This is a genomic window from Rhodococcus sp. KBW08 (genome assembly GCF_003852455.1).
Lineage (GTDB): Bacteria > Actinomycetota > Actinomycetes > Mycobacteriales > Mycobacteriaceae > Rhodococcus_F > Rhodococcus_F baikonurensis.
Window position 1 is genome coordinate 148,396 of the sequence record NZ_QAJJ01000028.1, and the last position, 26,121, is coordinate 174,516.

General features: G+C 63.0%; 29 protein-coding genes. 10 read left to right on the forward strand and 19 right to left on the reverse strand.

Going from position 1 to position 26,121, the window contains the following annotated elements; translation table 11 throughout:
- Positions 1-51 precede the first annotated feature (51 nt).
- Both miaA and DBV08_RS29650 read right to left on the reverse strand, forming a co-directional pair.
- On the reverse strand, positions 52-987 hold the full coding sequence (miaA, locus tag DBV08_RS29645; RefSeq protein WP_124569755.1) for a tRNA (adenosine(37)-N6)-dimethylallyltransferase MiaA: 936 nt from the start codon (positions 985-987) through the stop codon (positions 52-54).
- Entirely contained in the window at positions 975-1,721 is a 747-nt protein-coding gene (locus tag DBV08_RS29650; RefSeq protein ID WP_124569756.1) for a class III extradiol dioxygenase subunit B-like domain-containing protein, read from the reverse strand. The genes miaA and DBV08_RS29650 overlap by 13 nt, the downstream gene beginning before the upstream one ends.
- Positions 1,722-1,860: 139 nt before the next feature.
- Between DBV08_RS29650 and DBV08_RS29655 the strand changes: the two genes are divergently transcribed.
- Complete coding sequence (locus DBV08_RS29655; RefSeq protein WP_095970567.1) at positions 1,861-3,246, forward strand: DUF349 domain-containing protein; 1,386 nt, start codon at positions 1,861-1,863, stop codon at positions 3,244-3,246.
- 93 nt (positions 3,247-3,339) lie between these two features.
- Here DBV08_RS29655 and DBV08_RS29660 read toward each other — a convergent pair whose 3' ends face one another.
- Positions 3,340-3,930 (reverse strand): hypothetical protein, encoded by a 591-nt coding sequence (locus DBV08_RS29660; protein WP_124569757.1) that lies wholly within the window; start codon positions 3,928-3,930, stop codon positions 3,340-3,342.
- A complete protein-coding gene (gene miaB / locus DBV08_RS29665) occupies positions 3,927-5,510 on the reverse strand; it encodes a tRNA (N6-isopentenyl adenosine(37)-C2)-methylthiotransferase MiaB (RefSeq protein WP_124569758.1) in 1,584 nt (527 codons plus the stop codon). The genes DBV08_RS29660 and miaB overlap by 4 nt, the downstream gene beginning before the upstream one ends.
- A 213-nt stretch (positions 5,511-5,723) precedes the next feature.
- Between miaB and gluA the strand changes: the two genes are divergently transcribed.
- The 4 genes from gluA to DBV08_RS29685 all read left to right on the forward strand — a co-directional run bounded on the left by gluA (position 5,724) and on the right by DBV08_RS29685 (position 9,088).
- On the forward strand, positions 5,724-6,452 hold the full coding sequence (gluA, locus tag DBV08_RS29670) for a glutamate ABC transporter ATP-binding protein GluA (protein ID WP_095970742.1): 729 nt from the start codon (positions 5,724-5,726) through the stop codon (positions 6,450-6,452).
- 126 nt (positions 6,453-6,578) lie between these two features.
- Positions 6,579-7,415 carry a glutamate ABC transporter substrate-binding protein gene (locus DBV08_RS29675; RefSeq protein ID WP_020907523.1) on the forward strand — a complete coding sequence of 279 codons (837 nt, stop codon included), beginning with the start codon at positions 6,579-6,581 and terminating at the stop codon, positions 7,413-7,415.
- A 99-nt stretch (positions 7,416-7,514) separates the two neighbouring features.
- The gene (locus DBV08_RS29680) at positions 7,515-8,195 is read left to right on the forward strand and encodes an amino acid ABC transporter permease (protein ID WP_019748198.1); all 681 of its coding nucleotides are present in this window, start codon (positions 7,515-7,517) and stop codon (positions 8,193-8,195) included.
- Positions 8,192-9,088, forward strand: coding sequence for an amino acid ABC transporter permease (locus tag DBV08_RS29685; protein WP_007735172.1), 897 nt, complete (start codon positions 8,192-8,194; stop codon positions 9,086-9,088). The genes DBV08_RS29680 and DBV08_RS29685 overlap by 4 nt, the downstream gene beginning before the upstream one ends.
- Positions 9,089-9,189: 101 nt before the next feature.
- On the opposite strand, the gene recX is transcribed toward DBV08_RS29685, so the two are convergent.
- The 8 genes from recX to DBV08_RS32465 all read right to left on the reverse strand — a co-directional run bounded on the left by recX (position 9,190) and on the right by DBV08_RS32465 (position 15,680).
- Positions 9,190-9,765, reverse strand: coding sequence for a recombination regulator RecX (gene recX, locus DBV08_RS29690; protein WP_124569759.1), 576 nt, complete (start codon positions 9,763-9,765; stop codon positions 9,190-9,192).
- An 8-nt stretch (positions 9,766-9,773) separates the two neighbouring features.
- Positions 9,774-10,811 (reverse strand): recombinase RecA, encoded by a 1,038-nt coding sequence (recA, locus tag DBV08_RS29695; RefSeq protein WP_007735170.1) that lies wholly within the window; start codon positions 10,809-10,811, stop codon positions 9,774-9,776.
- Between the two features lie 288 nt (positions 10,812-11,099).
- Positions 11,100-11,294 carry a DUF3046 domain-containing protein gene (locus DBV08_RS29700; RefSeq protein ID WP_003942185.1) on the reverse strand — a complete coding sequence of 65 codons (195 nt, stop codon included), beginning with the start codon at positions 11,292-11,294 and terminating at the stop codon, positions 11,100-11,102.
- 52 nt (positions 11,295-11,346) lie between these two features.
- Positions 11,347-12,510 carry a glycosyltransferase gene (locus DBV08_RS29705; protein WP_124569760.1) on the reverse strand — a complete coding sequence of 388 codons (1,164 nt, stop codon included), beginning with the start codon at positions 12,508-12,510 and terminating at the stop codon, positions 11,347-11,349.
- A 12-nt stretch (positions 12,511-12,522) separates the two neighbouring features.
- A complete protein-coding gene (locus DBV08_RS29710; protein ID WP_095970572.1) occupies positions 12,523-14,058 on the reverse strand; it encodes a glycerol-3-phosphate dehydrogenase/oxidase in 1,536 nt (511 codons plus the stop codon).
- Positions 14,059-14,060: 2 nt separating this feature from the next.
- Complete coding sequence (locus DBV08_RS29715; RefSeq protein ID WP_095970573.1) at positions 14,061-14,699, reverse strand: TetR/AcrR family transcriptional regulator; 639 nt, start codon at positions 14,697-14,699, stop codon at positions 14,061-14,063.
- Between the two features lie 73 nt (positions 14,700-14,772).
- Complete coding sequence (locus DBV08_RS29720; RefSeq protein ID WP_019748191.1) at positions 14,773-15,486, reverse strand: PIG-L deacetylase family protein; 714 nt, start codon at positions 15,484-15,486, stop codon at positions 14,773-14,775.
- A gap of 17 nt (positions 15,487-15,503) precedes the next feature.
- A complete protein-coding gene (locus DBV08_RS32465; RefSeq protein WP_166809567.1) occupies positions 15,504-15,680 on the reverse strand; it encodes a hypothetical protein in 177 nt (58 codons plus the stop codon).
- 237 nt (positions 15,681-15,917) lie between these two features.
- On the opposite strand from DBV08_RS32465, the gene DBV08_RS29725 reads away from it, so the two are divergent.
- The 3 genes from DBV08_RS29725 to DBV08_RS29735 are packed head-to-tail and all read left to right on the forward strand — an operon-like array spanning position 15,918 to position 17,803.
- Positions 15,918-16,514 carry a biotin transporter BioY gene (locus DBV08_RS29725; RefSeq protein WP_007735162.1) on the forward strand — a complete coding sequence of 199 codons (597 nt, stop codon included), beginning with the start codon at positions 15,918-15,920 and terminating at the stop codon, positions 16,512-16,514.
- Between the two features lie 6 nt (positions 16,515-16,520).
- The gene (locus DBV08_RS29730; protein ID WP_124569761.1) at positions 16,521-17,201 is read left to right on the forward strand and encodes an energy-coupling factor ABC transporter ATP-binding protein; all 681 of its coding nucleotides are present in this window, start codon (positions 16,521-16,523) and stop codon (positions 17,199-17,201) included.
- On the forward strand, positions 17,198-17,803 hold the full coding sequence (locus DBV08_RS29735; RefSeq protein ID WP_124569762.1) for an energy-coupling factor transporter transmembrane protein EcfT: 606 nt from the start codon (positions 17,198-17,200) through the stop codon (positions 17,801-17,803). The genes DBV08_RS29730 and DBV08_RS29735 overlap by 4 nt, the downstream gene beginning before the upstream one ends.
- 22 nt (positions 17,804-17,825) lie before the next feature.
- Here DBV08_RS29735 and DBV08_RS29740 read toward each other — a convergent pair whose 3' ends face one another.
- The 5 genes from DBV08_RS29740 to pgsA all read right to left on the reverse strand — a co-directional run bounded on the left by DBV08_RS29740 (position 17,826) and on the right by pgsA (position 21,278).
- On the reverse strand, positions 17,826-18,671 hold the full coding sequence (locus tag DBV08_RS29740) for a phage shock envelope stress response protein PspM (RefSeq protein ID WP_260395814.1): 846 nt from the start codon (positions 18,669-18,671) through the stop codon (positions 17,826-17,828).
- 31 nt (positions 18,672-18,702) lie between these two features.
- Positions 18,703-19,515, reverse strand: a complete 813-nt coding sequence (gene pspA / locus DBV08_RS29745) for a phage shock protein PspA (protein ID WP_003942098.1) — start codon at positions 19,513-19,515, stop codon at positions 18,703-18,705.
- Between the two features lie 156 nt (positions 19,516-19,671).
- Positions 19,672-20,052 (reverse strand): helix-turn-helix domain-containing protein, encoded by a 381-nt coding sequence (locus DBV08_RS29750; RefSeq protein ID WP_095970577.1) that lies wholly within the window; start codon positions 20,050-20,052, stop codon positions 19,672-19,674.
- Positions 20,053-20,142: 90 nt separating this feature from the next.
- A complete protein-coding gene (locus DBV08_RS29755; protein WP_124569763.1) occupies positions 20,143-20,640 on the reverse strand; it encodes a CinA family protein in 498 nt (165 codons plus the stop codon).
- On the reverse strand, positions 20,637-21,278 hold the full coding sequence (pgsA, locus tag DBV08_RS29760; protein WP_003942125.1) for a CDP-diacylglycerol--glycerol-3-phosphate 3-phosphatidyltransferase: 642 nt from the start codon (positions 21,276-21,278) through the stop codon (positions 20,637-20,639). Before pgsA ends, DBV08_RS29755 begins: the two co-directional genes overlap by 4 nt.
- Before the next feature lie 120 nt (positions 21,279-21,398).
- Between pgsA and DBV08_RS29765 the strand changes: the two genes are divergently transcribed.
- Positions 21,399-21,923 carry an amino-acid N-acetyltransferase gene (locus DBV08_RS29765; protein WP_095970579.1) on the forward strand — a complete coding sequence of 175 codons (525 nt, stop codon included), beginning with the start codon at positions 21,399-21,401 and terminating at the stop codon, positions 21,921-21,923.
- A gap of 74 nt (positions 21,924-21,997) precedes the next feature.
- Positions 21,998-22,282: a YciI family protein gene (locus DBV08_RS29770; protein ID WP_095970580.1), complete on the forward strand. Its 285-nt coding sequence runs from the start codon at positions 21,998-22,000 to the stop codon at positions 22,280-22,282.
- 16 nt (positions 22,283-22,298) lie between these two features.
- On the opposite strand, the gene DBV08_RS29775 is transcribed toward DBV08_RS29770, so the two are convergent.
- The gene (locus tag DBV08_RS29775; RefSeq protein ID WP_069146046.1) at positions 22,299-23,279 is read right to left on the reverse strand and encodes a TerC family protein; all 981 of its coding nucleotides are present in this window, start codon (positions 23,277-23,279) and stop codon (positions 22,299-22,301) included.
- Between the two features lie 45 nt (positions 23,280-23,324).
- Positions 23,325-26,096, reverse strand: coding sequence for a DNA translocase FtsK (locus tag DBV08_RS29780; protein WP_185564975.1), 2,772 nt, complete (start codon positions 26,094-26,096; stop codon positions 23,325-23,327).
- Positions 26,097-26,121 lie beyond the last annotated feature (25 nt).

Below are 26,121 nucleotides of genomic sequence, written 5' to 3' on the forward strand. Positions count from 1 at the left end.
GGATGGATCGCGAAAGAGCTAACTGTAAGATAGCTGATCGGCTCGATCGTGTTACAGACCGCGATCTGCAAGTGCAGAGAAGGCCGAGCGAGCCAGCTCCGGATCGGCACCGTCGAGCCAGTGCACGCGTGCGTCGCGACGGAACCATGAGCGTTGGCGTCGAACGTAGCGCCGTGTCCCGATGAACGTCCGTTCGAGTGCTTCGGCCAGATCGTATTCACCGTCGAAATGTGCGAGCACCTGTGCGTAGCCGATGGCTCGCGGCGCTGTGACGCCCTCACGCAATCCTTGCTCGACCAGCACGGCAACTTCGTCGACAAGCCCACCCGAAAACATCAGCTCGGTTCGCAACCGAATCCGTCTGTCGAGTTCTTCCGTATCCCGATCCACGCCGATGATGCGGGTTCCCCAACGAGGGTCACCGATCTGCGGCGCCGAGGCCGCGAACGGCAGACCTGTCAGCTCGACGACCTCGAGCGCCCGAACTATCCGCCGGCCGTCCGTAGGCAGTATCGACGCCGCCGCTACCGGATCAGCAGCAACAAGCGCCGTATGCACCGCACCGACCCCACCGTCGGCCAGCACTGCTTCCCACTTCGCGCGAACTTCGGGATCCGTTGCCGGAAAAGACCATTCGTCGAGCAACGACTGGACGTACATCATGGATCCGCCGACGATCACCGGAACCTTGCCCGCCGCGATCAGATCCTCGGCGATCGCGATCGCGTCGGTTTGATAACGCGCGACGGTGGCCGTCTCCGTCACGTCGAGAACGTCGAGCAGGTGATGCGGAATCCCACAGCGCTCGGCAGGCGTCAGTTTGGCGGTCCCGATATCCATGCCGCGATAGAGCTGCATCGCGTCGATGTTGATGATCTCTCCGCCGAACTCCTCGGCCAGTGCCAACGCGAGATCGGACTTTCCCGACGCCGTCGGACCGACAACTGCGATCGGGCGAAGGTCTTCAGGGACGTTCACGGCCGCCACGTCCCGACGTGGTAGCCGACGCCGAACGGCGCATCGGTGTAGTCGACCGTCGAGCGAGGATGGGCTGACGGAGACGAGCTCGTAAAGACACCGGCGAGGACCTGCCACGCCGCGCGCCCCTGGGCTCCGACACTCCGGCAGAGCTGCGGATCGAGAGCAAGAAGCGCCTCCGGGTCACCGGTGGTCAGGGCATCGTCGATGGCCGATTGCACGCCCGCGGCGCGCTCGTCGAAGCTTCCGGGCGCCTTTGCCGTCAGCGTGGACGCACCGTCAGCCACGATCAGAAGCCCTTGCGGTCGGTTGTCGCTGTCGAGCTGCTTGCGCAGCTGCTTCCCGAATTCACGACACTCATTCGCCGACGCCTCTGCACTGACGGCGTGCATGTCGACGGTGATCTCCTCGTCTGCTCGGGCACGCAGCCAGCCGGCGACAAGGGCGCACAGTTCGAGTGATTGCACCGGTTCGCCGGTCGCATCCGCGTCCAGGGACGTCCGGACATCGGCGCCGAATCCCGCAAATGTTCCGATCTGCGCATGTCCGACGCCCGATCGCCAGAGTTCGCCCGCCGCATTCTCGGAGTCGACACCGACGCCCACCCAGTGAACCGCCTCCTCAGAGAGCCGGCGCACGGCGGCTGTCGCTGCAGCACGCACCTGAGCGGACTCGGCCGAATCACCGGACAATTCCGGCACGAGCAACGGCGCCGAGGGGACGAGAACAGCGGAAGTCAACACAGCTGCCACGCTAGTCGACCCCGAGGTGGCGACCTCACACCCTCTTACCTGATTCAATAGTCGGAGAACGTGAGTACCGGGTTCAATGGAACCAGGAATGCGATCAGGCAGCCGTGACGCGCGGCAGAGACGAGGACCGATGACCGAGAACAGTGAACCCACCACCGGCGCCGACAGCAGTTCGGCCAGCCCGAGCCCGGCAGCACCCAAACCCGGCGCGCCCAAACCTGGTGGACCACGCCCCGGTGCACCCCGCCCCGGAGCACCTCGCCCCGGCCCAGCAGCCTCGCATGCCGTCACCGCCGCACCGGCCAGCGACCCGAGCAAGTTCGGACGCGTCGAGGAAGACGGGACCGCCTGGGTGAAGACCGCTGACGGTGAACGTCAGATCGGATCGTGGCAGGCCGGGGATGCCGCCGAGGGTCTCGCCCATTTCGGTCGTCGCTACGACGACCTCGCGACCGAGGTCTCGCTACTCGAGGCGCGACTGACGTCGGGCGCCGGAGACGCCAAGAAGACCAAGGCTGCCGCCATCGCTCTGTCCGAATCCCTCTCCACCGCTGCCGTGATCGGTGACCTCGACGCTTTGGCCCGACGACTCGACGTGATCGTCGCCGGGTCCGACGAGGCCGCAGCGCACGCGAAGGAAGAGAAGGAACAGTCTCGCGCGGCCAGCACCGCCCGCAAGGAGGCCCTCGCTGTCGAGGCCGAACAGATCGGCTCGGAGTCGACCCAGTGGAAGACCGCGGGTGATCGACTGCGCGAGATTCTCGACGAGTGGAAGACGATTCGCGGAATCGACCGCAAGGTCGACGACGCACTCTGGAAGCGGTATTCCAAGGCTCGCGAGTCCTTCAACCGACGACGTGGAGCCCACTTCGCCGAACTCGACCGAGATCGTGCGAGCGCCCGTTCGACGAAGGAAGAACTGGTCGAGCGCGCCGAGAAGCTGTCGACCTCCACTGAATGGGGGCAGACCGCTGGAGAATTCCGCGATCTGCTCAGCGAGTGGAAGGCTGCCGGCCGCGCACCGCGCGAGGCCGACGACAACCTGTGGAAGCGCTTCAAAGGCGCGCAGGATGTGTTCTTCGCCGCGCGCAACGCTGCTGCATCCGAGCGCGATGCCGAATTCGAGCAGAACGCGGTTGCAAAGGAAGAGCTGCTCGCTGCCAACGCGAACATCGATCCGGCGCACGGACTCGAGAATGCTCGTGCAGCGCTGCGCGACCTGCAGGAGAAGTGGGACGCGATCGGCAAGGTGCCGCGCGACCGAATGCAGGAACTCGAAGCGAAGCTCCGGGCCATCGAAACCAAGGTGCGCGATGCTGTCGACGCCGAGTGGCGTCGTACCGATCCGGAAGCACTTGCCCGAGTCGCACAGTTCAAGGAGCGGGTGAGCCAGTTCGAGGAGCAGGCCGCCAAGGCTCAGGCTGCCGGCAAGACGAAGGACGCCGAGAAGGCTCTCGCTCAGGCAAAGCAGTGGCGTGAGTGGGCCGAAGCTGCCGAAAGCGCCGTCAACGAGTAATCGACGACGAGCTGCCAAGACAACAAAACGCCGGCTGACTCCGAAAGGAGTCAGCCGGCATTGTCTTGCGCTTTGTACAGACGGCCTGCTGTGTCAGCCGACGTTCCATTCCTGATGCTTCTCGGCTTCAGCCGCAGCGATCCGGCGTTGTTCCTCCGCAGCGAGCTGAATGTTGGTTCGTGTCCAGACCACCTTGAGCCAATGGAACGTCAAGAACACGACGGCGAACCATCCGATGATCAGCCCGATCGACGGTCCGGCCACGTTGAAACCGGCGGGAATGGTCTGACGTGACCAGACGGCCATCATTCCCAGAGCACTCGCCACGGCGCTGCCGGCCAGCGCGACCCACGCCAGACTCCAGCGACGCGTCACGAGTGCGAGCATCGAGAATCCGATGCCGAAGACGACGACGAACCACACGAACAAGCGTGAGAACAGTGCAATCCGTTCGCTTTCCGCATCCTGGTTGTACGCGAGCACATCCCAGCCGTTCGCAACTCCCGCATGGGGCAGCGCAAGCGTGCCGACCAGCACGAGCACCGCAACTGCGACGACCATGGCGCGCGCACCTGGATCGATTTCTCCCGCGACCTTGCGTTCCGCGTCGTCGAGATCCTTGCGGTAGCCCTCGAAGGCGTCGTCGCCGGGCTGTGGTGTCGTGTTCTCGTGTTGCGAGGTCATGCGTTGCATCCCATCTGGACGGGTTGTGGGGCCGGGGCACCGATCTTCGGTAGCCCGAGACCTACGCCGATGGGCGGGGTCTTGGGTGTGATGCCCTTGTCGAACGAGTCACCGGCGCGGGTCCGACGGTGCGTGAGCACTCCGTCATCTGCCACGAGGTGATGAGGGGCTCCGTGGGTGACGACGACCGTCACCACGTCACCGGGTCGGATTGTGCCGTCGAGGTTTCCCTCGGGGCGGAAATGCACCAGGCGGCCGTCTCGCGCGCGACCACTGAGACGGTGAGTCGCTGCGTTCTTCCGACCCTCCCCCGCTGCCACCAGGAGTTCGACCTCGGTGCCGACGAGTTTGCGATTTTCCTCGATGTTCACTTCTTCCTGAACCGCGAGCAATCGCATGTAGCGTTCCTGGACAACCTCTTTGGGAAGCTGATCGGCCATCTCCGCCGCCGGCGTGCCCGGGCGCTTGGAGTACTGGAAGGTGTAGGCGTTGGAGAATCGCGCCTTACGCACGACGTCCAGCGTTTCCTCGAAATCCTCTTCCGTCTCCCCCGGGAATCCGACGATGATGTCCGTGGTGATGGCGGCGTGCGGCATTGCGGCGCGCACCTTCTCGATGATCCCGAGGTACTTCGACTTGCGGTACGAGCGCTTCATCGCTTTCAGAACCTTGTCCGAACCGGACTGCAACGGCATGTGCAGCTGCGGGCAGACGTTGGCAGTGGTTGCCATCGCTTCGATGACGTCGTCGGTGAACTCTGCCGGGTGCGGCGATGTGAACCTCACCCGTTCGAGACCGTCGATGTGTCCACATGCCTTCAAGAGCGAGGCGAAGGCTCCGCGATCGCGCGGTTGTTCCGGATCGGCGAACGACACGCCGTAGGCGTTGACGTTCTGCCCGAGCAGGGTCACTTCCGAGACACCCTCGTCGACGAGTGCCTGCACCTCGGCCAGAATGTCGCCGGGACGTCGATCCACTTCCTTGCCACGCAGGGCCGGAACGATGCAGAACGTGCACGTGTTGTTGCAACCGACCGAGATGGAAACCCAACCCGCGTAAGCAGATTCGCGCTTGGCCGGCAGCGTCGACGGAAAGGCCTCCAGCGCGTCGAGGATTTCGACTTCGGCGCGTTGGTTGTGGCGCGCGCGGTCGAGCAACGCGGGAAGCGAGCCGATGTTGTGGGTGCCGAAGACGACGTCGACGAACGGCGCCTTCTTGACTACGGTGTCACGATCCTTCTGCGCCAGGCACCCACCGACCGCGATCTGCATGTCGGGGTTCGCCTCCTTGTTCGGGGCGAGCTGGCTGAGGTTGCCGTACAACTTGTTGTCCGCGTTCTCGCGGACCGCACACGTGTTGAAGACGACAAGATCAGGATCGCTTCCGGTCTCCGCCTTCGAATACCCGGCATCCTCGAGCAGACCGGACAGTCGCTCGGAATCGTGGACGTTCATCTGACAGCCGTACGTCCGCACCTCGTAGGTGCGAACAGGCGTCGCCGTCGGCTCGAAATCTGCCGTCGGTTCCGGAACTGCAGTCGGCTGTGGAAGTGCAGGGGACATTTCGTCGATCAGTGACACGCTTCAGCCTAGCTCACGTCCACTACGACGTGTGATAACGCCCTGATAAACAGCCGAAACGCGACATAAACGTCGTCACAGTAAAATTTCCATTACATATGGCAAGAACCATGGCGAAATCACGGGCGTCGACGCAAACTACGCCTAAGGTTCTCGTTTATGACCCAAGCCGACGATGCGACGACGCCGACCACCTCCGGCGATTCCACATCCATGATTTCGATGACCTCGGTGAACAAACACTTCGGGGAACTTCACGTCCTGCAAGAGGTCAATCTCGAGGTACCCAAGGGCCAAGTGGTGATCGTCCTTGGTCCGTCGGGCTCCGGTAAGTCGACTCTGTGCCGCACCATCAATCGCCTCGAACCCATCGACTCGGGCACGATCGCCGTCGACGGCAAGACGCTCCCCGAAGAGGGCAAAGCACTTGCTGCACTTCGCGCCGACGTCGGGATGGTCTTTCAGTCGTTCAACCTGTTCGCGCACAAGACGATCCTCGAGAACGTCATGCTCGCACCGATGAAGGTCCGCAAGGCCAAGAAGGAAGACGCCAAGAAGACCGCGCAGGCATTGCTCGAACGCGTCGGTATCGCCAATCAGGCCGACAAGTACCCGGCGCAGCTTTCGGGCGGTCAGCAACAGCGTGTCGCGATCGCTCGCGCCCTTGCGATGCAGCCGAAGGTGATGCTGTTCGACGAGCCCACCTCCGCACTCGACCCCGAGATGGTCAACGAGGTCCTCGACGTCATGACCTCCCTCGCGAAGGAAGGCATGACCATGCTCGTGGTCACGCACGAGATGGGCTTCGCGCGCAAGGCCGGCGATCGCGTGCTGTTCATGGCTGACGGCCAGGTTGTCGAAGACACCACGCCCGAAGAGTTCTTCACCCATCCCAAGTCGGATCGGGCCAAGGACTTCCTCGGCAAGATCCTCACGCACTGATTACAGTCTCCCCTCCGACAGTTCTGTCCTCGTCCACAAGACAACTTGCTCGACTGCACCGTTCACCTCGGCTGCACCGTTCATCTCGACTGCACTGTTCGTGTGTCGACAACTGAGAGGATCTTCATGAAGATCAATCGTTCCGTCCGTTTCGGAATCGGAATCATGGCCATCGCGTTCGCTGCCACTGCCTGTGGCGGCGGCGAGGAGAACAAGTCGATCACCGAGAGCGCTTCCGACGGCACTCTCACCGTCGGCATCAAGTTCGATCAGCCCGGCCTCGGTCAGCGCAACCCAGACGGCACCTTCTCCGGCTTCGACGTCGAGGTAGCCCGTTACATCGCAAACGAACTCGGCGTGAAGCCCGAAGGCATCACCTTCAAGGAATCGCCGTCAGCCCAGCGCGAGACCCTGATCCAGAACGGCGAGGTCGACTACATCGTCGCGACCTACTCGATCACCGACACGCGCAAGGAGAAGGTCAGCTTCGGCGGCCCGTACTTCATCGCGGGCCAGTCGCTGCTCGTTCGCTCCGACAACACCGACATCACCGGCCCCGATTCGCTCACCGGCGGCAAGAAGCTCTGCTCGGTGTCGGGTTCGACTCCGGCGCAGAACATCCAGGACAACTACGCCAAGGACGTCCAGCTCCAGCCGCTCGACACGTACTCCGCTTGTGTCGAAGCTCTGCGTAACGGCGCTGTCGACGCTGTCACCACCGACGACATCATCCTCGCCGGCTACGCTGCCCAGTACCCAGGAGAGCTGAAGGTCGTCGGCGAACCGTTCACGACCGAAAAGTACGGCGTCGGCCTGGCCAAGGACGATTCCGAGGGTCGCGGCAAGATCAACGATGCCATCGAGAAGATGATCTCCACCGGCGCGTGGGAAGAAGCCTTCAACAACACCGTTGGTGCTTCGGGCTACCCCATCCCGGCCCCGCCCACCGTTGATCGTTACTGACCTGCTTTTTTCACCGTCAATCTCGCTGCGGCTCCCCACTTCGGGAGCCGCAGCGCGTGACGCCACCAACGGAGATCCCGTGATCTGGGGAGACGGCAAGTGAACCTTCTGAGCAAGTACGGCGACCAGATTCTGGAAGCCTTCTGGACCACGATCCAGCTGACGTTCTTCTCCGCGATCGGCGCCGTCATCATCGGTGTCCTGATCGCGGCCATGCGCGTGTCACCGGTTCCGGTCGCCCGATTCCTGGGTACCGCGTACGTGACCGTGTTCCGCAACACCCCCCTGACACTGATTCTGCTGTTCTGTCTGTTCGGTCTGTCGCAGACGCTCGGAGTCAATCTCGCAAAGTCGGACTCACCGACGTTCTTGACAGACAACAACTTCCGACTCGCAGTGCTCGGACTCAGTGTCTATACCGCAGCGTTCGTGTGTGAGTCACTTCGATCGGGAATCAACACCGTTCCCGTCGGCCAGGCCGAAGCGGGCCGATCACTCGGTCTGTCGTTTGCCCAAAATCTTCGGCTGATCGTCCTGCCTCAGGCATTTCGCGCGGTCACAGCGCCGCTGGGTAGCGTGCTGATCGCACTGACCAAGAACTCGACCATCGCCGCGGTGATCGGCGTATCCGAAGCGTCAGCGCTGATGAAGAAGATGATCGAAAACGAAGCCGCGATCTTCGTCGTCGGTGGAATCTTCGCTGTCGGTTTCGTGATCCTGACACTTCCCATGGGCTTGATCTTCGGCAAGCTGAGCAAGCGATTCGAGGTTTCACGATGAGCAACCGCGCAACAGTCCTCTACGACGCGCCGGGCCCCAGAGCGCGAAATCTCTACCGATTCGCGTCCCTTGTCGTCGCTGCACTCATGGTCGCGATCGGGTACGTCATCTACCGCGCACTCGACGAAAAGGGCCAGCTGACAGCAGCGAAGTGGGATCCGTTCCTCGAATCCACCTCGTGGACAACGTATCTGATACCCGGTATCCGCGGGACATTGATCGCGGCTGCGATGTCCATCGTCTTCGCGCTCATCCTCGGTTCTGCCCTGGGTATCGGCCGACTCTCCGAGCACAACATCATCCGGAAAATTTGCGGCGTCATCGTCGAACTGTTCCGAGCAGTACCGGTTCTGATTCTGATGATCTTCTCGTATCAGGTGTTCGCCGAATACGAAGTCTTCAAGTCGAAGTACCTTGCACTCGCGGCAGTCGTCGTGGGTCTTACCCTGTACAACGGGTCAGTGATCGCCGAGATCGTCCGTGCCGGGATCAACTCACTCCCGCGTGGGCAAAGTGAGGCCGCCAAGGCGCTGGGGATGCGCAAGACGCAGATCATGGTGACGATCCTGCTCCCCCAGGCGGTTACCGCCATGCTGCCGGCACTGATTTCACAGATGGTCGTGGCGCTGAAGGACTCCGCCCTCGGTTACCTGATCGGGTATGTCGAGCTGGTACGTCAGGCCCAACAGCTCGGCACTTTCTACGGAAACTTCCTGCCGGCGCTCATCGTGGTTGCCGCGATCATGATCGCTCTCAACTCCGCGCTTACCTTCCTGGCAACCAAGGTGGAGAAGCGCCTGCGTTCCGGCAAGCGAAAGGGCAAGGGCCCCATCGCGGCTCCGTCTGCCGACCCAGCGGTTTCGGTACCGGGTATGGACCTGACCAAGCCGTGAGCTGATCGACCTGCTGTTCCACTGACGCGAGGAGCGGGGTGTGTCACCGAATTCGGTGACACACCCCGCTCCTGGTATTCGATGCCTACGACATGTGTTGCCTACGACTCTGCGGCAGCCATCTCTGCTTTGACCACCTCGTACGACATCCCCGCTGAATATCCTTTGCGCGCGAGCATCGAGACCAGTCGACGCGTGACCTTGTCACGATCGTCGATCGGCTTGTTCTTCAGCTTGCGCCGAACCAAATCTGCTGCGCGCTCGCGCTCGTCTTCGGGATCGATCTGCGACAGAGCTTCGGAAGCGACGTCCTGGTCGATTCCTTTGAGCCGCAACTCGACTGCAAGCGCACGCTTTCCCTTGCCCGAGTACGTGTGCCGCGAATGAACCCATTGGTTTGCGAAGTCTGCGTCGTCGATCAACCCGATTTCTTGGAGTCGATCGAGGACCTTGGTAATGATCTCGGGCTCGAAGCCGCGCCCGCTCAGCTTGGTTTCCAGTTCCGAGCGGCTGCGTGCCCGGTCGGTCAGGAGGCGCAGGCAAGCGTCTTTGGCCTGCGCCTCCGTACCACCTTCCGCACGTTGCGACGGTTTCTCGGAGCGTTGACGGGATCGACGCCGAGGAGCGTCGTACTCTTCACGAGCATTCTCGCCGTGGTCACCGTCGTCGAAGCTCATGACTGAACTCAGAAGTCGGCGGGAGCTTCGTCGGTTGCAGTGACGTCAGCACCGATACCGAGCTTTTCCTTGATCTTCTTCTCGATCTCGTCACGGATATCGGTGTTCTCCAGCAAGAACTTACGAGCATTTTCCTTGCCCTGACCCAACTGGTCACCTTCGTAGGTGTACCAGGAGCCGGACTTGCGGATGAACCCGTGCTCGACACCCATGTCGATGAGCGAGCCTTCCTTACTGATGCCCTGGCCGTAGAGAATATCGAACTCGGCCTGCTTGAACGGCGGAGCGACCTTGTTCTTGACGACCTTGACGCGAGTGCGGTTACCGACTGCGTCGGTACCGTCCTTGAGGGTCTCGATGCGACGGATGTCGAGGCGGACCGAAGCGTAGAACTTCAGTGCCTTACCACCGGTGGTGGTTTCGGGAGAACCGAACATCACGCCGATCTTCTCGCGAAGCTGGTTGATGAAGATGACGGTGGTGCCCGAGTTGTTCATGGCACCGGTGATCTTGCGCAGCGCCTGGCTCATCAGTCGAGCCTGCAGGCCGACGTGGCTGTCACCCATCTCGCCTTCGATCTCGGCGCGAGGAACAAGAGCGGCCACGGAGTCGATCACGACGATGTCGAGGGCGCCCGAACGGATCAGCATGTCGGTGATCTCGAGAGCCTGCTCACCCGTATCGGGCTGCGAGACCAGAAGCGCGTCGGTATCGACACCCAGCTTGGCTGCGTAGTCAGGATCGAGTGCGTGCTCCGCGTCGATGAACGCCGCGATGCCGCCGTTGGCCTGAGCATTGGCAACTGCGTGCAGTGCCACGGTGGTCTTACCCGAGGACTCCGGGCCGTAGATCTCGATGACGCGGCCACGCGGCAGTCCGCCGATACCCAGCGCGACGTCGAGCGCGATGGAACCGGTGGGAATGACGGCGATGGGCTGACGAACACCCTCACCCAGGCGCATCACCGAACCCTTGCCGAAGTTCTTGTCGATCTGCGCCAACGCGAGGTCGAGTGCCTTGTCCCGATCAGGTGCCTGTGGTGCCATCGTGATCCCCATCCTTGTTTCAGTCTTCAGTGCCTGCCTGAGCAGACTCCGTCTCTTCAGCGCCTGCCTGAGCCGACCCTGTTGGTGTGTTGCGATCAGAGTAGATCCGGCCACCGACAGACTTTTCGATCTTGCTTTCGCGCTTGCCGATCACCGCGTTCGTGAAACACCGCATTTGTAGAACACCGAAAGTTCGCAGTTACGAAAAGAGCGTCACCACCGAACAGGTTCAGCATAGACGAACACGTGTTCGAACAGAAGACGAGAGACGTTCGACACGCCGAAGAATCAGCGGCGGGCGGGGGGTACGTCGAACTCCACGCAGAGCGCGCGCCACACTTCGCGAGGCTCCCAGCCTGCTTCGACAGCCTCCGCGGCAGTCATTCCGTCGAGACTCTGGAGTACATGGTCGATCAACATCGAGTCGCCTCGTACCTGCCCGAACTCTTCGCGCACCATTTCATGAAATTCGGTCAACCGCACAGCCGCAACCGTAGTCCACAGAGCGGTGCACCTGCATTCAGGCGCACCATGCTCACGCCGTCACACCACCGTTGACCACCTGTCGGCACACCGCCACCGGATCGGTGACCTGCGACGCAGTCGCGGCAGCAAACTTCGCAGCGTCCGCGAATCGTCTGTCGGAGAGCACCTGCAGTACGGCATCGCGAATCGACTGGGCATCTGCGGGCCGCACGATCACCGACGTCCCTGCCCGCGCAGCGCGATTGGCCAACTCCCACTGGTCCCCGCCCCCGGGAACGACGACCGTCGGCACGCCGGCCAGCAAGGCCTTCGCCAACATGCCGTGCCCGCCGCCGCACACCAATACCGACGCGTCGCGCAGCATCGCGTCCTGGCGTCCGAGACCTGCACGAACCCAATCGGGATGCTCGCCTTCTGCTCCGTCGAGCATCGACGCGATCAGCCTGACACCGGCGCCGCCGAGTCCCTCGACCGTGCCCTCGAACATTCCCACTGCCCCGGTGTGCGCCGTGGACGGCGCCACCATGACCAGCGGCTCGTCACCTGGCGGTGGATCCAGAATGACCTCGGTCGGCTCCCAGAGAAGCGGGCCGACGACGTGTGCGTGCTCCGGCCAGTCGGGGCGAGGCACTTCCAGCGCCGGAAGTGTTGCGATCAGCCGGGCTTGCGGACCGGGATCGAGAGCGGGCAACCCGACACCGACGCGAGCGTGGGAGCGCTGGGCCAACCCTTGCTTGATCGAACGTCCGGTCGCTGCGCGCATCAGGGTATCGCGGAGTCGACCACGAATTCCGACGCCGGGCGCGAGCCCGCTGCCGATCGGCGGCAGACCGCGCGAGGGTGAGTAAAGCGGGTGAGGCGAGAGTTCCACCCAGGGGATGCCGAGTCGTTCGGCGGCCAATCCGCCTCCGGCAGTGAGGATGTCGGAGACGACGAGATCCGGGGAGACGGATTTCAGGTCGGGAAGCAGTTCGGTGGAAATATAGGCGGCGCGCGAATGAATCCGAGCGCCTGCATCAAGATCGTCGTCTCCCGGCCGCGGAGCCAAGCCCTTGAGCGGCTCGGCTTCCACGCCGGCAGCTCGCGCTGCCTCGACCCACCGGGTCCCTGTGTACAGGATCGGTTCGTCGCCGGCCTGGATCAACGCCAGCGACAACGCTATTGCGGGAAAAGCATGACCCGGGTCCGGCCCGGCAACAACGGCTACACGCACCGGATCAGAGTGTCACACCGAGTGAAAGGCCTGTTCCGCCGCACCCAGTGCGCGTTCGCGATCCGAAGCCACCAATCCGATCCTCGTCCTGCGATCAAGGACGTCGTCGACATCGAGGGCGCCTTCATGCGATACCGCGAAATCGAACTCTGCACCGCAGATCTCCAAGTCCGCAACCGACCGGAGTCGATCGCTGCTCGCCGCGGCCACGACCTCAGCCTCGGTGCCGTATCGCGCCACCAATGACGCGGGTGCCTTGATCTTTTTCAATTCAGCCGGTGATGCAGCGCCTACCAGCGGCAACGCGCGTGTCCGACACGCTCCGGCGCTCAGCGACCCGACCTCGACCGCGGCGTCGACGGCGTCTTCGGCCATCTTGCGGTACGTCGTGAGTTTTCCGCCCACTACCGTGACCAAGCCCGAGTCCGAACGGACTACAGCGTGATTGCGAGAGAGGTCGGCCGTCGAGCCTTCACCGGTGTCCAACAGCGGACGCAGACCCGCAAAGGTCCCCAGGACGTCCTCACGGGTCAGAGGAACTTCCAACGCCGTGTTCACGGTGTCGAGAAGGAAGTCGATCTCGTCCTCGGACGCCGTCGGCACGTCTGGCACCGGTCCCGGCGCTGCTTCGTCGGTCAACCCGAGGTAGATCCGGCCGAGCTGCGCGGGCAGGGCGAAGACGAAGCGGTTGGTCTCGCCGGGAATCGGCACGGTCAGTGCTGCAGTGGGGTTCCCCAATCGCGCGGCATCGAGCACCAGGTGCGTCCCGCGGCTGGGGCGCAGGGTGATGCTGGAGTCGACCTGATCAGCCCAGACACCGGTCGCATTGACCACGACGCGGGCACGCATCAAGAACTCGGACCCGGTCAACTCGTCGCGCAAGGTGGCCGACGTTCCGGATACGTCGTATGCACCGACGCGGGTCAGGATTCGCGCGCCGTATGACGCTGCGGTTCGGGCGATGCCGACGACGAGGCGGGCGTCGTCGATGAGCTGCCCGTCGAACGCGGTCAAGGCGCCACGTAAGTTCTCTCGCTTGACCGCGGGAGCTAATTCGCGCGCTCGAGCAGCGCTGACCGTCCGTGATCGGGGTAGAACCGACGCTGGGGTTCGCGCCGACATACGCAGAGCGTCACCGGCCAGGAAACCGGTACGCACCAGGGCCTTCCCGAAAAACGATGTTTCGGGCAACAGCGGTACGAGTTGAGGCATGGCGCGAACGAGATGCGGCGCGGTGCGCGTCATGAGAATGCCGCGCTCGACCGCACTTTCACGCGCTATACCGACATTGCCGGAGGCGAGGTACCGAAGGCCGCCGTGTGCCAGTTTCGAACTCCAGCGGCTAGTGCCGAATGCGAGGTCGTGCTTTTCGACCAGCGCAACACTGAGCCCTCGAGTCACGGCGTCGAGAGCGACACCGACACCGGTGATTCCGCCGCCGATAACCAGGACGTCAACCGAATCGCCGTTCGCGAACTGCTCGAGTTCACGAGTACGCCGCTGTGCGTTGAGAGCTGAATCGCCGCCTGCCGAATCCCGAAGGTCCACAGCTATTCTCCCGAATTCTTTGCAGGTGCCAGATACGCAGCGACCGCATGTCGAAGTTGCTCGACCGACGCGTCGGCCGAGAGTTCCGGCTCGAGAGTCGGTGCGGAGATGACGACGGACTGAGCCATCAGCAGAACCATCGCCGCAATCTCGTTGACGCTTCCCTCGCGAATCGAACCGTCTTGTTGACCGGCAGCGACGACGGAAGTGATCAGTTCGAGAATCGACTTCTGGCTCGCGCCGAGTCGGTCCACGATGTAGGTGGTGAGCAACTCTTGATCGGCGTGGCGAATCTTCACGAAGAGCGGATGATCGCGAATCTGGCCGACGACGTCACCGATAGCTTCCACGAGCAATGTGCCCGCAGACCCGGTGAACGCCACCTCTGGCAGCACTGATCGAATCTCCCGGGTGAGCAGATCCGCGACGACGGCTCGTGTGTCCGGCCATCGCCGGTAGACCGTCGGTCGGCTCACGCCGGCTCGACGGGAGATCTCCGCAAGTGTGGTTCGTTGCATTCCGAAATCGAGGACACACGACCTTGCTGCGTCGAGAATCACGTCGTCGATCTCGCGGCTGGGGATGCGCTGACCATCTGCCTTGCGAGGGGCAAGTGAGTCATCTGCGTTACGGATTACCATCGTGTGTAACACAATACCGGACAAGTCACCGGTAATCCCGTCGGGACTTGCGAGTTCTCTCGCTCAGCGATCATCAGAAATAGTACAACTCGAAACCAACTGCGCGCTCGGCGTCGAAACCGGGCTTCGGTCCGCTGACCATGTCGATCTGTGCGCGCGCCTGTTCCCGGATCGGCGTGGAACTCAACGCCGCCAGATATCGCGCATGTTCCGCGAGCGAATCCACGGCGCGATCGACCGTCGACGTCACGTCGACGCAGTGTGTGGGAGTCATCGTATTGACCGCAACCCACCGCACGCCGGACCACGGCGCCAGTCCCTGAGCCGTCAATGACGGAAAGATCCATTCGTTCGCCGCATCAGCGGTCGCGTCCAGGACGCTGATCCCGAGTGCTCGGTGATCCGCGCTGTTGAGGTAGCCAGGTCCCCAGGTGTGGGAGAAGTTCATCGTCACCACCAATTCCGGGCGGTGGCGACGAATTGCCGCGGCGAGAGTCGAGCGCAACTCCAAGCCTTCCACGAGACGACCGTCGGGTAGACCGAGGAACTCCACCTCACTGACACCGACGATCGCGGCCGAGCGACGCTCTTCTTCCTCGCGGACCGGGCCGGACTCCTCGGGCGACAGACCGGCGATTCCGGCCTCACCGCGCGTGGCCAGGACGTATCGCACATCTTTACCGCGATCGGTCCACTGCGCCACTGCCGCGGCTGCGCCGTATTCGATGTCGTCGGGATGCGCCACGATGACAATCGCGCGCTGCCAGTCCTCGGGGAAGTTTTCCATAGGGCAGATCTTGCCCGTCAGAACCGCGAAGCGTGGGAATTGTCGTCACTTCCCGACATCGCCTTCACCAGGAAGTAGATTCCGAAACCGACAGCGCCGACCACCAGGACCCAGAAAAGCCCCTTGATCAGCGCACCGACCACCGCAAGTGCGACCCACACCAGTACGACGGCCAAAACGATCTTCCAAAACATGCTTACCTCCAACGTGCCGTTGAATAATCAGTCGAATCGGACAGGTGCTGCGTCGTCCGTAGAACCAGCCTGACAGGTCTGGCGTGACAAAGCAGCAGCTCAGCGGCAAGTTCAGGTAAAGATCAGGGTTCACCCCGAGACCAGCCCTCACGCAGGTCAGGTGTCCAACCCATCGGAGCTTGCTCCTGGCGTAAGCTCGCGAAGTTCCATCCCGTACGCCGAAGGAGCACGTCCGCAGTGTCTACGACCCGTTTCCCCGCTCGCGATCTCGCGCATGTAGCCGTCTTCGCCGCACTCATCATCGCGCTGGGCCTTCCCGGGTCGATCAACATCGGTATCTCCGGTGTACCCATCACGCTTCAGTCCATGGGCGTCATGATGGCCGGCGCTCTGCTCGGACCGCGCAAGGGTGTTCTCGCAGTCTTGACGGTCATCGCCCTGGGATTGGTCGGATTGCCCGTCCTTGCCGGCGGTCGCACCGCACTCGTGTCTCTCTCGAGCCCGACGGCCGGATTCCTCATCGGTTGGATCCCGACGGCGTTCGTCATCGGATGGCTGACTGCCAAGATGCTGCCCAAGTACCGGATCATCGCAGGCATCGGCATCAACCTTCTCGGCGGCGTCGTCGTTCTCTACGCGTTCGGCATCGTCGGAATGATGGTCCGCGGACACATGAGCTTCGTCGCCGCCTGGTCTGCCAACGCCGCCTTCATCCCGCTCGACGCCGCCAAAGCGGTCGTCACTGCGTTGGTCGCGTCCCAGGTTCATCGGGCATACCCGGCACTACTGCGCGACTCGGTGATCTCTTCGAACAAGACCGTGGTGGCGAACTAATCTCCGATGAGTGAGATCGTCTTCGAGAACGTCGGACACCGCTTCGGTGAGCGAACGGTCCTGCAGCAGATAGATCTGCGTCTGAGCGAGCAGCGAATCGGGATCGTGGGTGCGAACGGAAGCGGCAAGTCGACCCTCGCTCGCATGATCAACGGACTGGTCGTTCCGACGGAAGGACACGTCCACGTCAACGGCTTGGACACGGCGAAGAAGGGCCGCGACGTACGCAAGCAGGTCGGATTCGTCTTCACCGATCCCAACCACCAGATCGTGATGCCGACGGTTGCCGAGGACATCGAATTCTCGCTCCGCCGTAGCGGATCGGGCAAAACCGAGCGCGCCGCAAAGGTGGCCTCGGTGCTCGAACGCTACGGCCTCGCCGGGCACGCCGACCATCCCACCCACCAGCTTTCGGGCGGGCAGAAACAGCTTCTCGCGCTCGCGGCCGTCATGGTGACGGAACCGACCGTACTGGTCGCCGACGAACCCACCACGCTCCTCGACCTTCGCAACTCTCGGCTGATCAGCTCGGTATTCGAGTCTCTCGATCAGCAACTGATCGTCGTGACCCACCAACTCGATCTCCTCGAATCCTTCGAACGGGTGTTGGTTGTCGACCAAGGGCGCGTCGTCGCGGACGGATCCCCCGCCGACTCCATCGATCACTATCGGTCGTTGGTCTCGTGACCACCCTCGGCGTCTACCGCCCGGGCACGTCACTGCTGCACCGGATGCCGACGGGGATCAAGCTCGTCGCCTTGATCGCGGCGATCCTGGCAGTCTCGATCTTCGTGCGTGAGCCCTGGCAGCTGGCAGCTCCTGCGATCGTCGTTGTTGCGCTGTACGTGATTGCGCGCATTCCTCCGATGACGGCACTCCGGCAACTGCGTCCGGCACTGTGGATGTTGCTCTTCATCGGGGCATTCCAGCTGGTGGTCGCGGGATGGCAGCGAGCGTCCGTCGTTTGCGGCGTTCTGATCATTTCGATCGCATTCGCGGCGATCATGGGTCTGACCACACGGATCTCCGAGATGCTCGACGCGATCACCAGATTCCTGACGCCCTTGCGACGCTTCGGCGTCAATCCCGAACGAATCGCCCTGCTCCTTGCCATGACGATCCGGTGCATCCCGCTCATGTTCGAAGTCATCACGCAGGTGTCCGAGGCACGCAAGGCGCGTGGACTCGGCTTCTCGCTACGTTCTTTCGCCGTGCCGGTCATCGTCGGCACGCTGATGACCGCGGATGCGATGGGTGAGGCGTTGGCAGCCCGCGGCGCCGACGACTGAGCGCCGATCAGGCCGAGAGCTGTCAGTTGTACTTGCGGGTGATGTCGTCCACCTCGCCGATGGCGTCGGCAAGCGCCGAGAGTCGCTCGGCGGCTGCGTGCAACGCCGAGAGTTCTCGATTGAACCCCACCAGTGCCGAAGGGCTGTGGGGCGCGGTCAATGCGGCGGCCGAGGTCACCAGATCCTCGTACTGATCCAACCCCGACTGCAATTCACGTACGGCGCTGTCGATTGTGGGATCAAGAGGTTCGGTCACCTTGGGCGTCGCGGCAACCGCGCGTTCCATCGCGACCACGTCCGTGGACACCGCGAACATCGCTCTCAATGCCGAATCAGCGGTGACGGTGATTTCGTCCAACTCGCCGGGGTCGATGGTGTCGGCACGCCTGAGCACACTCAAGATCTCGAACAGCGAAGTCTCGGCGCCGATCAGGCGAGACATCGGGATGAACGCGCGAGACGACGACGGTGGCAACCGCCGGCGAATCGGCGCGGACGGCGGTGGGCCGGAACTCATCGAACGGTAACGGCCGACCGCGATGACGGCGGGAACCGCGAACAGTGCCGCTCCCCCGCCTGCCACGACCACCGACCACTCTGGAGCGGACGCTACTGCGAGGCCGGCAGTGCCGACCACGGATCCGCCGGACATGAAACCCCAACGCTGCGCTCGTCGACGCGCTCGGGCACGTTTGCGCTCGAATTTGGCGCGCGGGTCCTGCCACCGCCGTGCTGCATCCGCCGCAGACAGACCGACCTCGCGCAATGTGTCCGCGGTGCGTCCCAATGCTCCGAAAGCGCCGGATACGGAAACGGGAACGGCCGACCGGGGCTCACGCCCAGATCGACCGTCTCGTGAAGAAAACATCAGAGCATCACTGCCGACATCGAGGATTCGGCTACTGCCCGGTCTGACCGGCAGCCGGGGGCTGCTTCTCGACGGACGGAGTCGCAGGAGTGGCCGCTGCGCCGCCGGACGGCAGTGCCTCGCCCTTCATGGATGCACGAATCTGTTCGAGGCGACTGTGCCCTGCCATCTGGACCGAAGCCTGCTGGACCTCCATCATGCGGCCTTGAACGGAGTTCTGAGCGAGCTCGGCAGAGCCGAGTGCGTCGGCGTAGCGACGTTCGATCTTGTCGCGCACAGCATCGAGGCTGGGTGTGTTGCCCGGAGCCGACAGCGTGCTGTCCATGGAACGAAGCGACTCGCTCACGCGCTCCTGCATCTTGGCCTGCTCGAGCTGGCTGAGCAGCTTGGTGCGCTCGGCAACCTTTGCCTGCAGAGTCATCGCGTTCTGCTCGACGGCCTTCTTGGCCTGAGCGGCCGCCTGCAAGGACTGGTCGTGCAGTGCCTTCAGATCCTCGACGCCCTGCTCGGCCGTCACCAACTGAGCCGCGAAAGCCTCAGCGGCGTTGGTGTACTGGATCGCCTTGTCGTTGTCGCCGGCAGCAGCGGCCTGATCGGCGAGGTTGACGGCCTGGCGCGCGTTGGCGTTGAGCTTCTCGACCTCGTCGAGCTGACGGCTGAGCTTCATCTCGAGTTGACGCTGATTACCGATCACCGACGCAGCCTGCTGGGACAACGCCTGATGCTGGCGCTGTGCGTCCTCGATCGCCTGCTGAATCTGAACCTTTGGATCTGCCTTCTCATCGATCTTCGAATTGAAGAGCGCCATCAGGTACTTCCAGCCCTTGACGAAAGGATTAGCCATTGGTTTGATCCTGCCTCCATCTGATGCGCCGCGCCGAACGCGACCCGGAGCGCGACCGTCGCGCACCGAAACAAGGGCTGCGCCCTATCTGCTCTGACCCCACCTGCTGGAAACCGGCGGTTACGTACAAAATCTATCGGTTACGGCCGGTAGTGGCTACGCCGCCGCCAACCTTCGAGCGTTCGGTGCCGGAATCACGACGCGGGTATCGCGTGCGATAGTCGGCGAACCGGAAGCCGAGACGGAGCCGGATGCCGACACGGCAGGTTCGGTGACCTGTCGACTCGCCACCGGAGCGCTCTTCTTCGTGGCCAGGGTCTCGCTCACGTCGACCAGCACGTCGGACAGTGGGACTGCGAGCGCATCACAGATCGCTGCCAACAGTTCGCTCGATGCTTCCTTACGTCCACGTTCCACTTCGGACAGATAGCCCAAGCTCACACGCGCGCTGTTCGACACCTCACGTAGCGTGCGGCTCTGCGAAACGCGCGTACGCCGGAGACTGTCACCGATTGCCTCACGCAATAGCAGCGCCATCTCGCTCCTCCTTCATCCGTGACCTCATCGTGCATGGTCGTACGTCTTCACAATCGTCAACGTCCGAACACATCCGATTGGTTCCCGAGCCTATCGTGCCGCGCGCTCTGCGACACGATCACGTAACCGCGACACGGCAGTCGCGACTGCGGTTGTTCGAATCTCCCACCGTTCGCCGCCGAGCGCGAGCGGTACGCATTCGGTTCCGTCCGGGCCGGCGATACCGAGAAACACCGTTCCGACCGGGTGTCCGTCCTGCTCACTCGGACCGGCGACCCCCGTCAGACCGACACCCCAGTCGGCGCCGCACCTCGAGCGGGCACCGAGCGCCAAAGCCACCGCGGTGCTCTCGGACACGGGGCCGTCTGTTGCCAGGCGATCGGGGTCCACGCCAGCCAGCGTCGCCTTCAGGTCGGTCGCGTACACGACCAGCCCTCCGCGCAGCACAGCACTCGATCCCGGCACCGACGCCACCGCTGCAGTGAACAATCCGGCCGTCAGAGATTCGGCGGCGGCGACAGTCTGCCCCGCGGCGCCGAGGACCTCGACCAGTTCGGCCACTCCGAGTCCGAGCAGCGGATCGGTCATGACTCGACTGCGCGAACTCCGGCGCGAAGCCTGATCGCCTGCACGATGTATTCGATTCCCGTCGCCACCGTCAGCACGACGGCAGCAGCCATCAGCAACCCGCTGACGATGTCCCAACTGCTCGGCAGTGGGCACAGGTAGAAGCCGATCGCGACGGCCTGCACGAGGGTCTTGAGCTTGCCGCCCTTGCCCGCCGGGATGACCGCGTGCCGCAGAACCGCGAACCGCAGCAGCGTGATTCCGAGTTCTCGGGCGATGATCACTCCGGTCACCCACCATGACAAATCACCCAGAACCGAGAGCCCGATGAGCGCAGCTCCGATCAGCGCCTTGTCCGCGATCGGGTCCATGAGTTTCCCGAAATCCGTGACCAGACCGTATTTCCGAGCCAATTGGCCGTCGATCCGATCCGTGATCGCGGCCACGATGAATACGCCCATCGCCCCGAGACGCCACCACGTCGAGTGTCCGCCGTCGACGAAGAGAACAACGAGAAACACGGGAACGAGAACCATTCGAACCATCGTGAGAATGTTCGCGATGTTCAGCAATGGAACCGGGTTGTCCGCGACAGGTGTGCCGTCGGACGGGCCGACGGCAGCGCGATGGGCGTCGGTCTGATCGCGCGGGGTACTCATCGGATCACCGCACGAGCGGTGAGCCGAACCCGGGATACAGCCGAGCGGCGCGGGAATTGCGTGGGGCGGACAGGCACGCGACTTAGAATATCGGTAGGGGCATTGACTAATGTGCACCACATGACTTCGACCGCGCCGACCTATACCGAGAGCCAGTTGATCGTGCGTCGCGCGCGAACGTCGGACATCCCCGAAATCAAGCGCCTCATCGACATCTACGCCGGCAAGATCCTGCTCGAGAAGAACCTCGTGACGCTGTACGAGGCCGTCCAGGAGTTCTGGGTCGCCGAGCGCGGTAATCAGGTAATCGCCTGCGGCGCTTTGCATGTGTTGTGGGCAGACCTGGGTGAGATCCGCACCGTCGCAGTCGATCCGACAGCCAAGGGGCAGGGTGCAGGTTTCCATGTCGTCGACAAACTCATCGAGGTCGCCAAGGAATTGGAGTTGGAACGGTTGTTCGTTCTGACGTTCGAGACCGAGTTCTTCCACCGTCACGGATTCGCGGAGATCGACGGCACTCCCGTCACCGCCGAGGTCTACGCCGAGATGTGTCGTTCGTACGACGCCGGTGTCGCCGAGTTCCTCGACCTGAGCTATGTGAAACCCAACACACTCGGCAACACTCGCATGCTCCTGACTCTCTGAACCGTTCAGACTCTTCTCACACCCTGCTCTTCACACACACCTGTCTCGATCACCAGTCCCCGAAAGCGGTCACGATGTCGTTGTTTCTCGTCGAATACACCTACGCTCCCGAGAAGAACCCTCAGCGCGACGAAGTCCGTGGCGATCACCGCGCGTGGCTCGCGGATCTGGTCTCCCGCTCGATCGTTCTGTCATCCGGCCCGTTTGCAGATGGAAACGGCGCGCTGATCATCGTCGACGCCGCGGACGCCGACACCGTTTCGCTCCTCTTCACCCACGATCCGTTCGCGATCGCCGATTTGATCGAGAACGTCCGCATCACCGAGTGGGTCCCGGTATTGGGTCAGTTCAGCGCCTGAGAGCCTCGGCCCCGGCTTACTCCCCCGCCCGGTCGCGAGTCTTCAACAGGCTCGCGACCGTCGTCACCGCCAGTACTCCGATGATCACTCCGAGTGAGAGTGCCGTGGAGATTTCCGGCACGGAGACGTGCTCACCTCCGTTGACGAACGAGAGAGTGTTCTCGTGCAACGCGTGCAGTACCAATTTCACGCCGATGAACGCCAGGATTATCGAGAGCCCGTACGAGAGATAGACCAGCCGTTCGAGCAATCCGCCGATCAGGAAGTACAGCTGCCGTAGGCCCATCAGCGCGAAGGCGTTGGCGGTGAACACCAGATACGGTTCCTGGGTCAGACCGTAGATCGCCGGAATCGAATCGAGCGCGAAGAGCACGTCGGCAAACCCGATTGCAATGAGCGCCAACAACAACGGCGTCACGACGCGCTTGCCGTCGATCCGGGTGATCAGTTTGTCCCCGTCGTATTCCTCGGTTGTCGGCAGCACCCGTTTCACGAGCGAGATAATGCGACTGTCGCGCTTCTCCTCTGCCTCCTTCTCATGCCCGTGATCGCGGATCAGGGTGTACGCGGTGTAGATCAGGAACGCACCGAAGAGGTAGAACACCCAGCTGTACGCGTTGATGGCGGCGGCACCGACACCGATGAAGATTCCGCGCATCACCAACGCGAGGACGATGCCGATCAGCAGGACTTTCTGCTGGAACTCTCGTGGTACCGCGAAGGTCGACATGATGATCACGAAGACGAACAGATTGTCGACCGAGAGCGCCTTTTCCGTGACGTAGCCGGCGAAGTACTCACCGCCGTACGTGGTGCCCCAGATCCACATCACGACGAGACCGAACACGACGGCGATCGAGATGTAGACCGTCGACCAGAATGCGGACTCCCGGAACGTCGGCGCGTGCGGAGTGCGGACGTGGGCGAAGAAGTCGAAGACGAACAGACCGAGGATCACCACGATCGTGATTCCCCAAGCCAACGGCGTCACATGCACGGGTTCCTCCGGTCGTCTGTCGACGGCTTGTCCGCCGAGGTGTCCCTACTCGTCTGCGGGTGCCTCGTCCGGGTCGCCGCCGCGAATCGACCACAGCAGACCGTCGAGCTCCTCGGGCTTCATGAGTACCTCGCGAGCCTTCGAGCCCTCGCTGGGTCCGACGACACCGCGGTTTTCCATGAGGTCCATGAGTCGGCCGGCCTTGGCGAACCCGACGCGCAGTTTGCGCTGCAGCATCGACGTCGAGCCGAACTGGCTGGTGATCACCAATTCCACGGCCTGCAGGAGGACGTCCATGTCGTCCCCGATGTCAGGATCGACGTCTTTCTTCTCCCCGGCCTTCTGCGCGGTGACACCTTCGGTGTACTCGGGTTCCGCCTGGTTCTTCGCGAAGTCGACAACCGCCGAGATTTCTTCGTCGGTGATGAACGCGCCCTGCATACGGGTCGGCTTACCCGCACCCATGGGCAGGAAGAGGCCGTCACCCATACCGATGAGCTTCTCGGCGCCGGGCTGATCGAGGATGACTCGCGAGTCCGTCAGTGAAGACGTCGCGAACGCCAGACGCGAAGGCACGTTGGTCTTGATCAGGCCGGTGACGACGTCGACGGACGGGCGCTGTGTTGCCAGCACCAGGTGGATACCGGCAGCACGGGCTTTCTGGGTGATGCGGACGATTGCTTCTTCGACGTCGCGCGGCGCGGTCATCATGAGGTCTGCGAGCTCGTCCACGATTGCCAGGATGTAGGGGTACGGACGGTAGACGCGCTCGCTGCCCAGCGGGGCGGTGATTTCGCCGGACTTGACCTTGGAGTTGAAGTCGTCGATATGACGCACCCGGTTGGCCTGCATGTCCTGGTAGCGCTGTTCCATCTCCTCTACCAGCCAAGCCAGCGCTGCCGCTGCCTTCTTCGGCTGAGTGATGATCGGCGTGATCAGGTGCGGGATACCTTCGTACGGCGTGAGCTCGACCATTTTCGGGTCGATGAGGATCATCCGTACTTCTTCCGGCGTTGCTCGGGTGAGCAACGAGACGAGCATCGAGTTCACGAAGCTCGACTTACCCGAGCCGGTCGAACCTGCCACCAGAAGGTGGGGCATCTTCGCGAGGTTGGCACTGACGAAGTCGCCTTCGATGTCCTTGCCCAGACCGATCACCAGCGGATGGTGATCGCGTCGGGTGCTCGGCGCGTTCAGCACGTCGGCGAGGCGAACCATTTCACGATCGGAGTTCGGTACCTCGATGCCCACCGCGGACTTGCCCGGAATGGGGGCGAGGAGGCGAACGTTGTCGGTTGCCACCGCATAGGCGATGTTGCGAGCGAGCGCGGTGATTTTCTCGACCTTCACGCCTGGGCCGAGTTCGACCTCGTAACGCGTCACTGTCGGGCCGCGGGTGAATCCGGTAACGGCGGCATCGATCTTGAACTGTTCGAGGACCTCGCTGATCGCCTCGATCATCGCGTCGTTCGCAGAACTGCGGAGCTTGGGCGGGTCGCCCTCGATCAGCAACGTCGTCGGTGGGAGGTTGTAGTCGCCGTCGGTGACCCGATCGGTGACGAAGTGTTCCTTCTCCTCCGGCTCGGGTTCGGGTTTCGGCACCGGCTTCGCGATGGGGACCGAGCGAGCCGGCACCTTGGGACGCGGCGCCGGAGTCTCCACGACGGGCGCTGCCGCAGCCACGACGGGCTCGTCGGGTACCGCGGTTTCGTCGGCGTTCCACAGACCGAGTACTTCGGTCTTCTTGTCGCCGGATTCGAACTCGTCCGTCGGGTAGTTGTCGATCGGTGCGCGTCGGCTGGTCCGCTTGGCGGGCTTGAGCGGTGGCTCGGCGTAGGTGTCGACCGGGTAGCCGTCGGCATCGAACAGTGAAGGATCGTAAGCAGATTCGCCGTAGTGGTGCTCGCCGTCCTCGTCGAATTCGGATCCGTAGTCGCCGTATTCGTCCGAGCGATACGAGGCACCGAAGAAGGACTGGAACTTGCTCGGCACCTCACGCAGAGTGGTTCCGGTCAGAAGGAGGATTCCGAATCCGGCAGCGATGACCAGCAGCGGCGCGGACAGCCAGACGGTGAGCCCGTTGGTGAGCGGGCCGCCCACGACGTACCCGACGAACCCTGCGCCGTTGGAGCGACCGGTGGAGTCTGTCGGTGAACCCGAGATGATGTGCCAGAGGCCGAGCGCAGGCAGACCGACCAGGAACGATCCCATGATCAGTCGGGGCCGGATCTCAGGTTTAGGTTCGGTGCGCATCAGCAGAATCGCAAGGCCGACGCCGACGATGGGGAGCACGGCCGAGGCCGCGCCGAAGATCGCGCGCACGAGGGTGTCGATGCCGCCGCCGATCGGACCACCGGCCTTGAACCAGACGCCGCCGGCGATGACGACGCTGAATGCGATCAGACCGAGCGCTATTCCGTCGCGGCGGTGGCCGGCTTCGATCTCGCCGACCTTACTGACGGTGCGTGTGGTGGCGCCGACGCCGCGGGCAGCCAGGGACCACCCGGCTCCGATTCCCTTCCCGACGGCCGCCAACGGACTGGCCCGCTGAGACGTTTTCGATACCGGGCGACGCGCGGCCGACGACGTACCGGACGCCTTCTTGGGCGCCGGCTTGGAGCCCTTGCCCGAGGCCGGACGCCCACCAGCCCTGGCCGAAGTCGTGACGTTGCGAGGAGTCGACACGGTCCGTGTGGTGCGCGACGTACGAGGTTTTGCGGTCGCTCGGGCGCTCGGAGTAGAGGCTGACGACCTGGTCGATGCCCTGGACGTGGACGTGCTTGTACTGGATCCCCGGGCGCTCGACTTACCTGCCATGGAGTTCAGGCTAGTCTGTGCGACC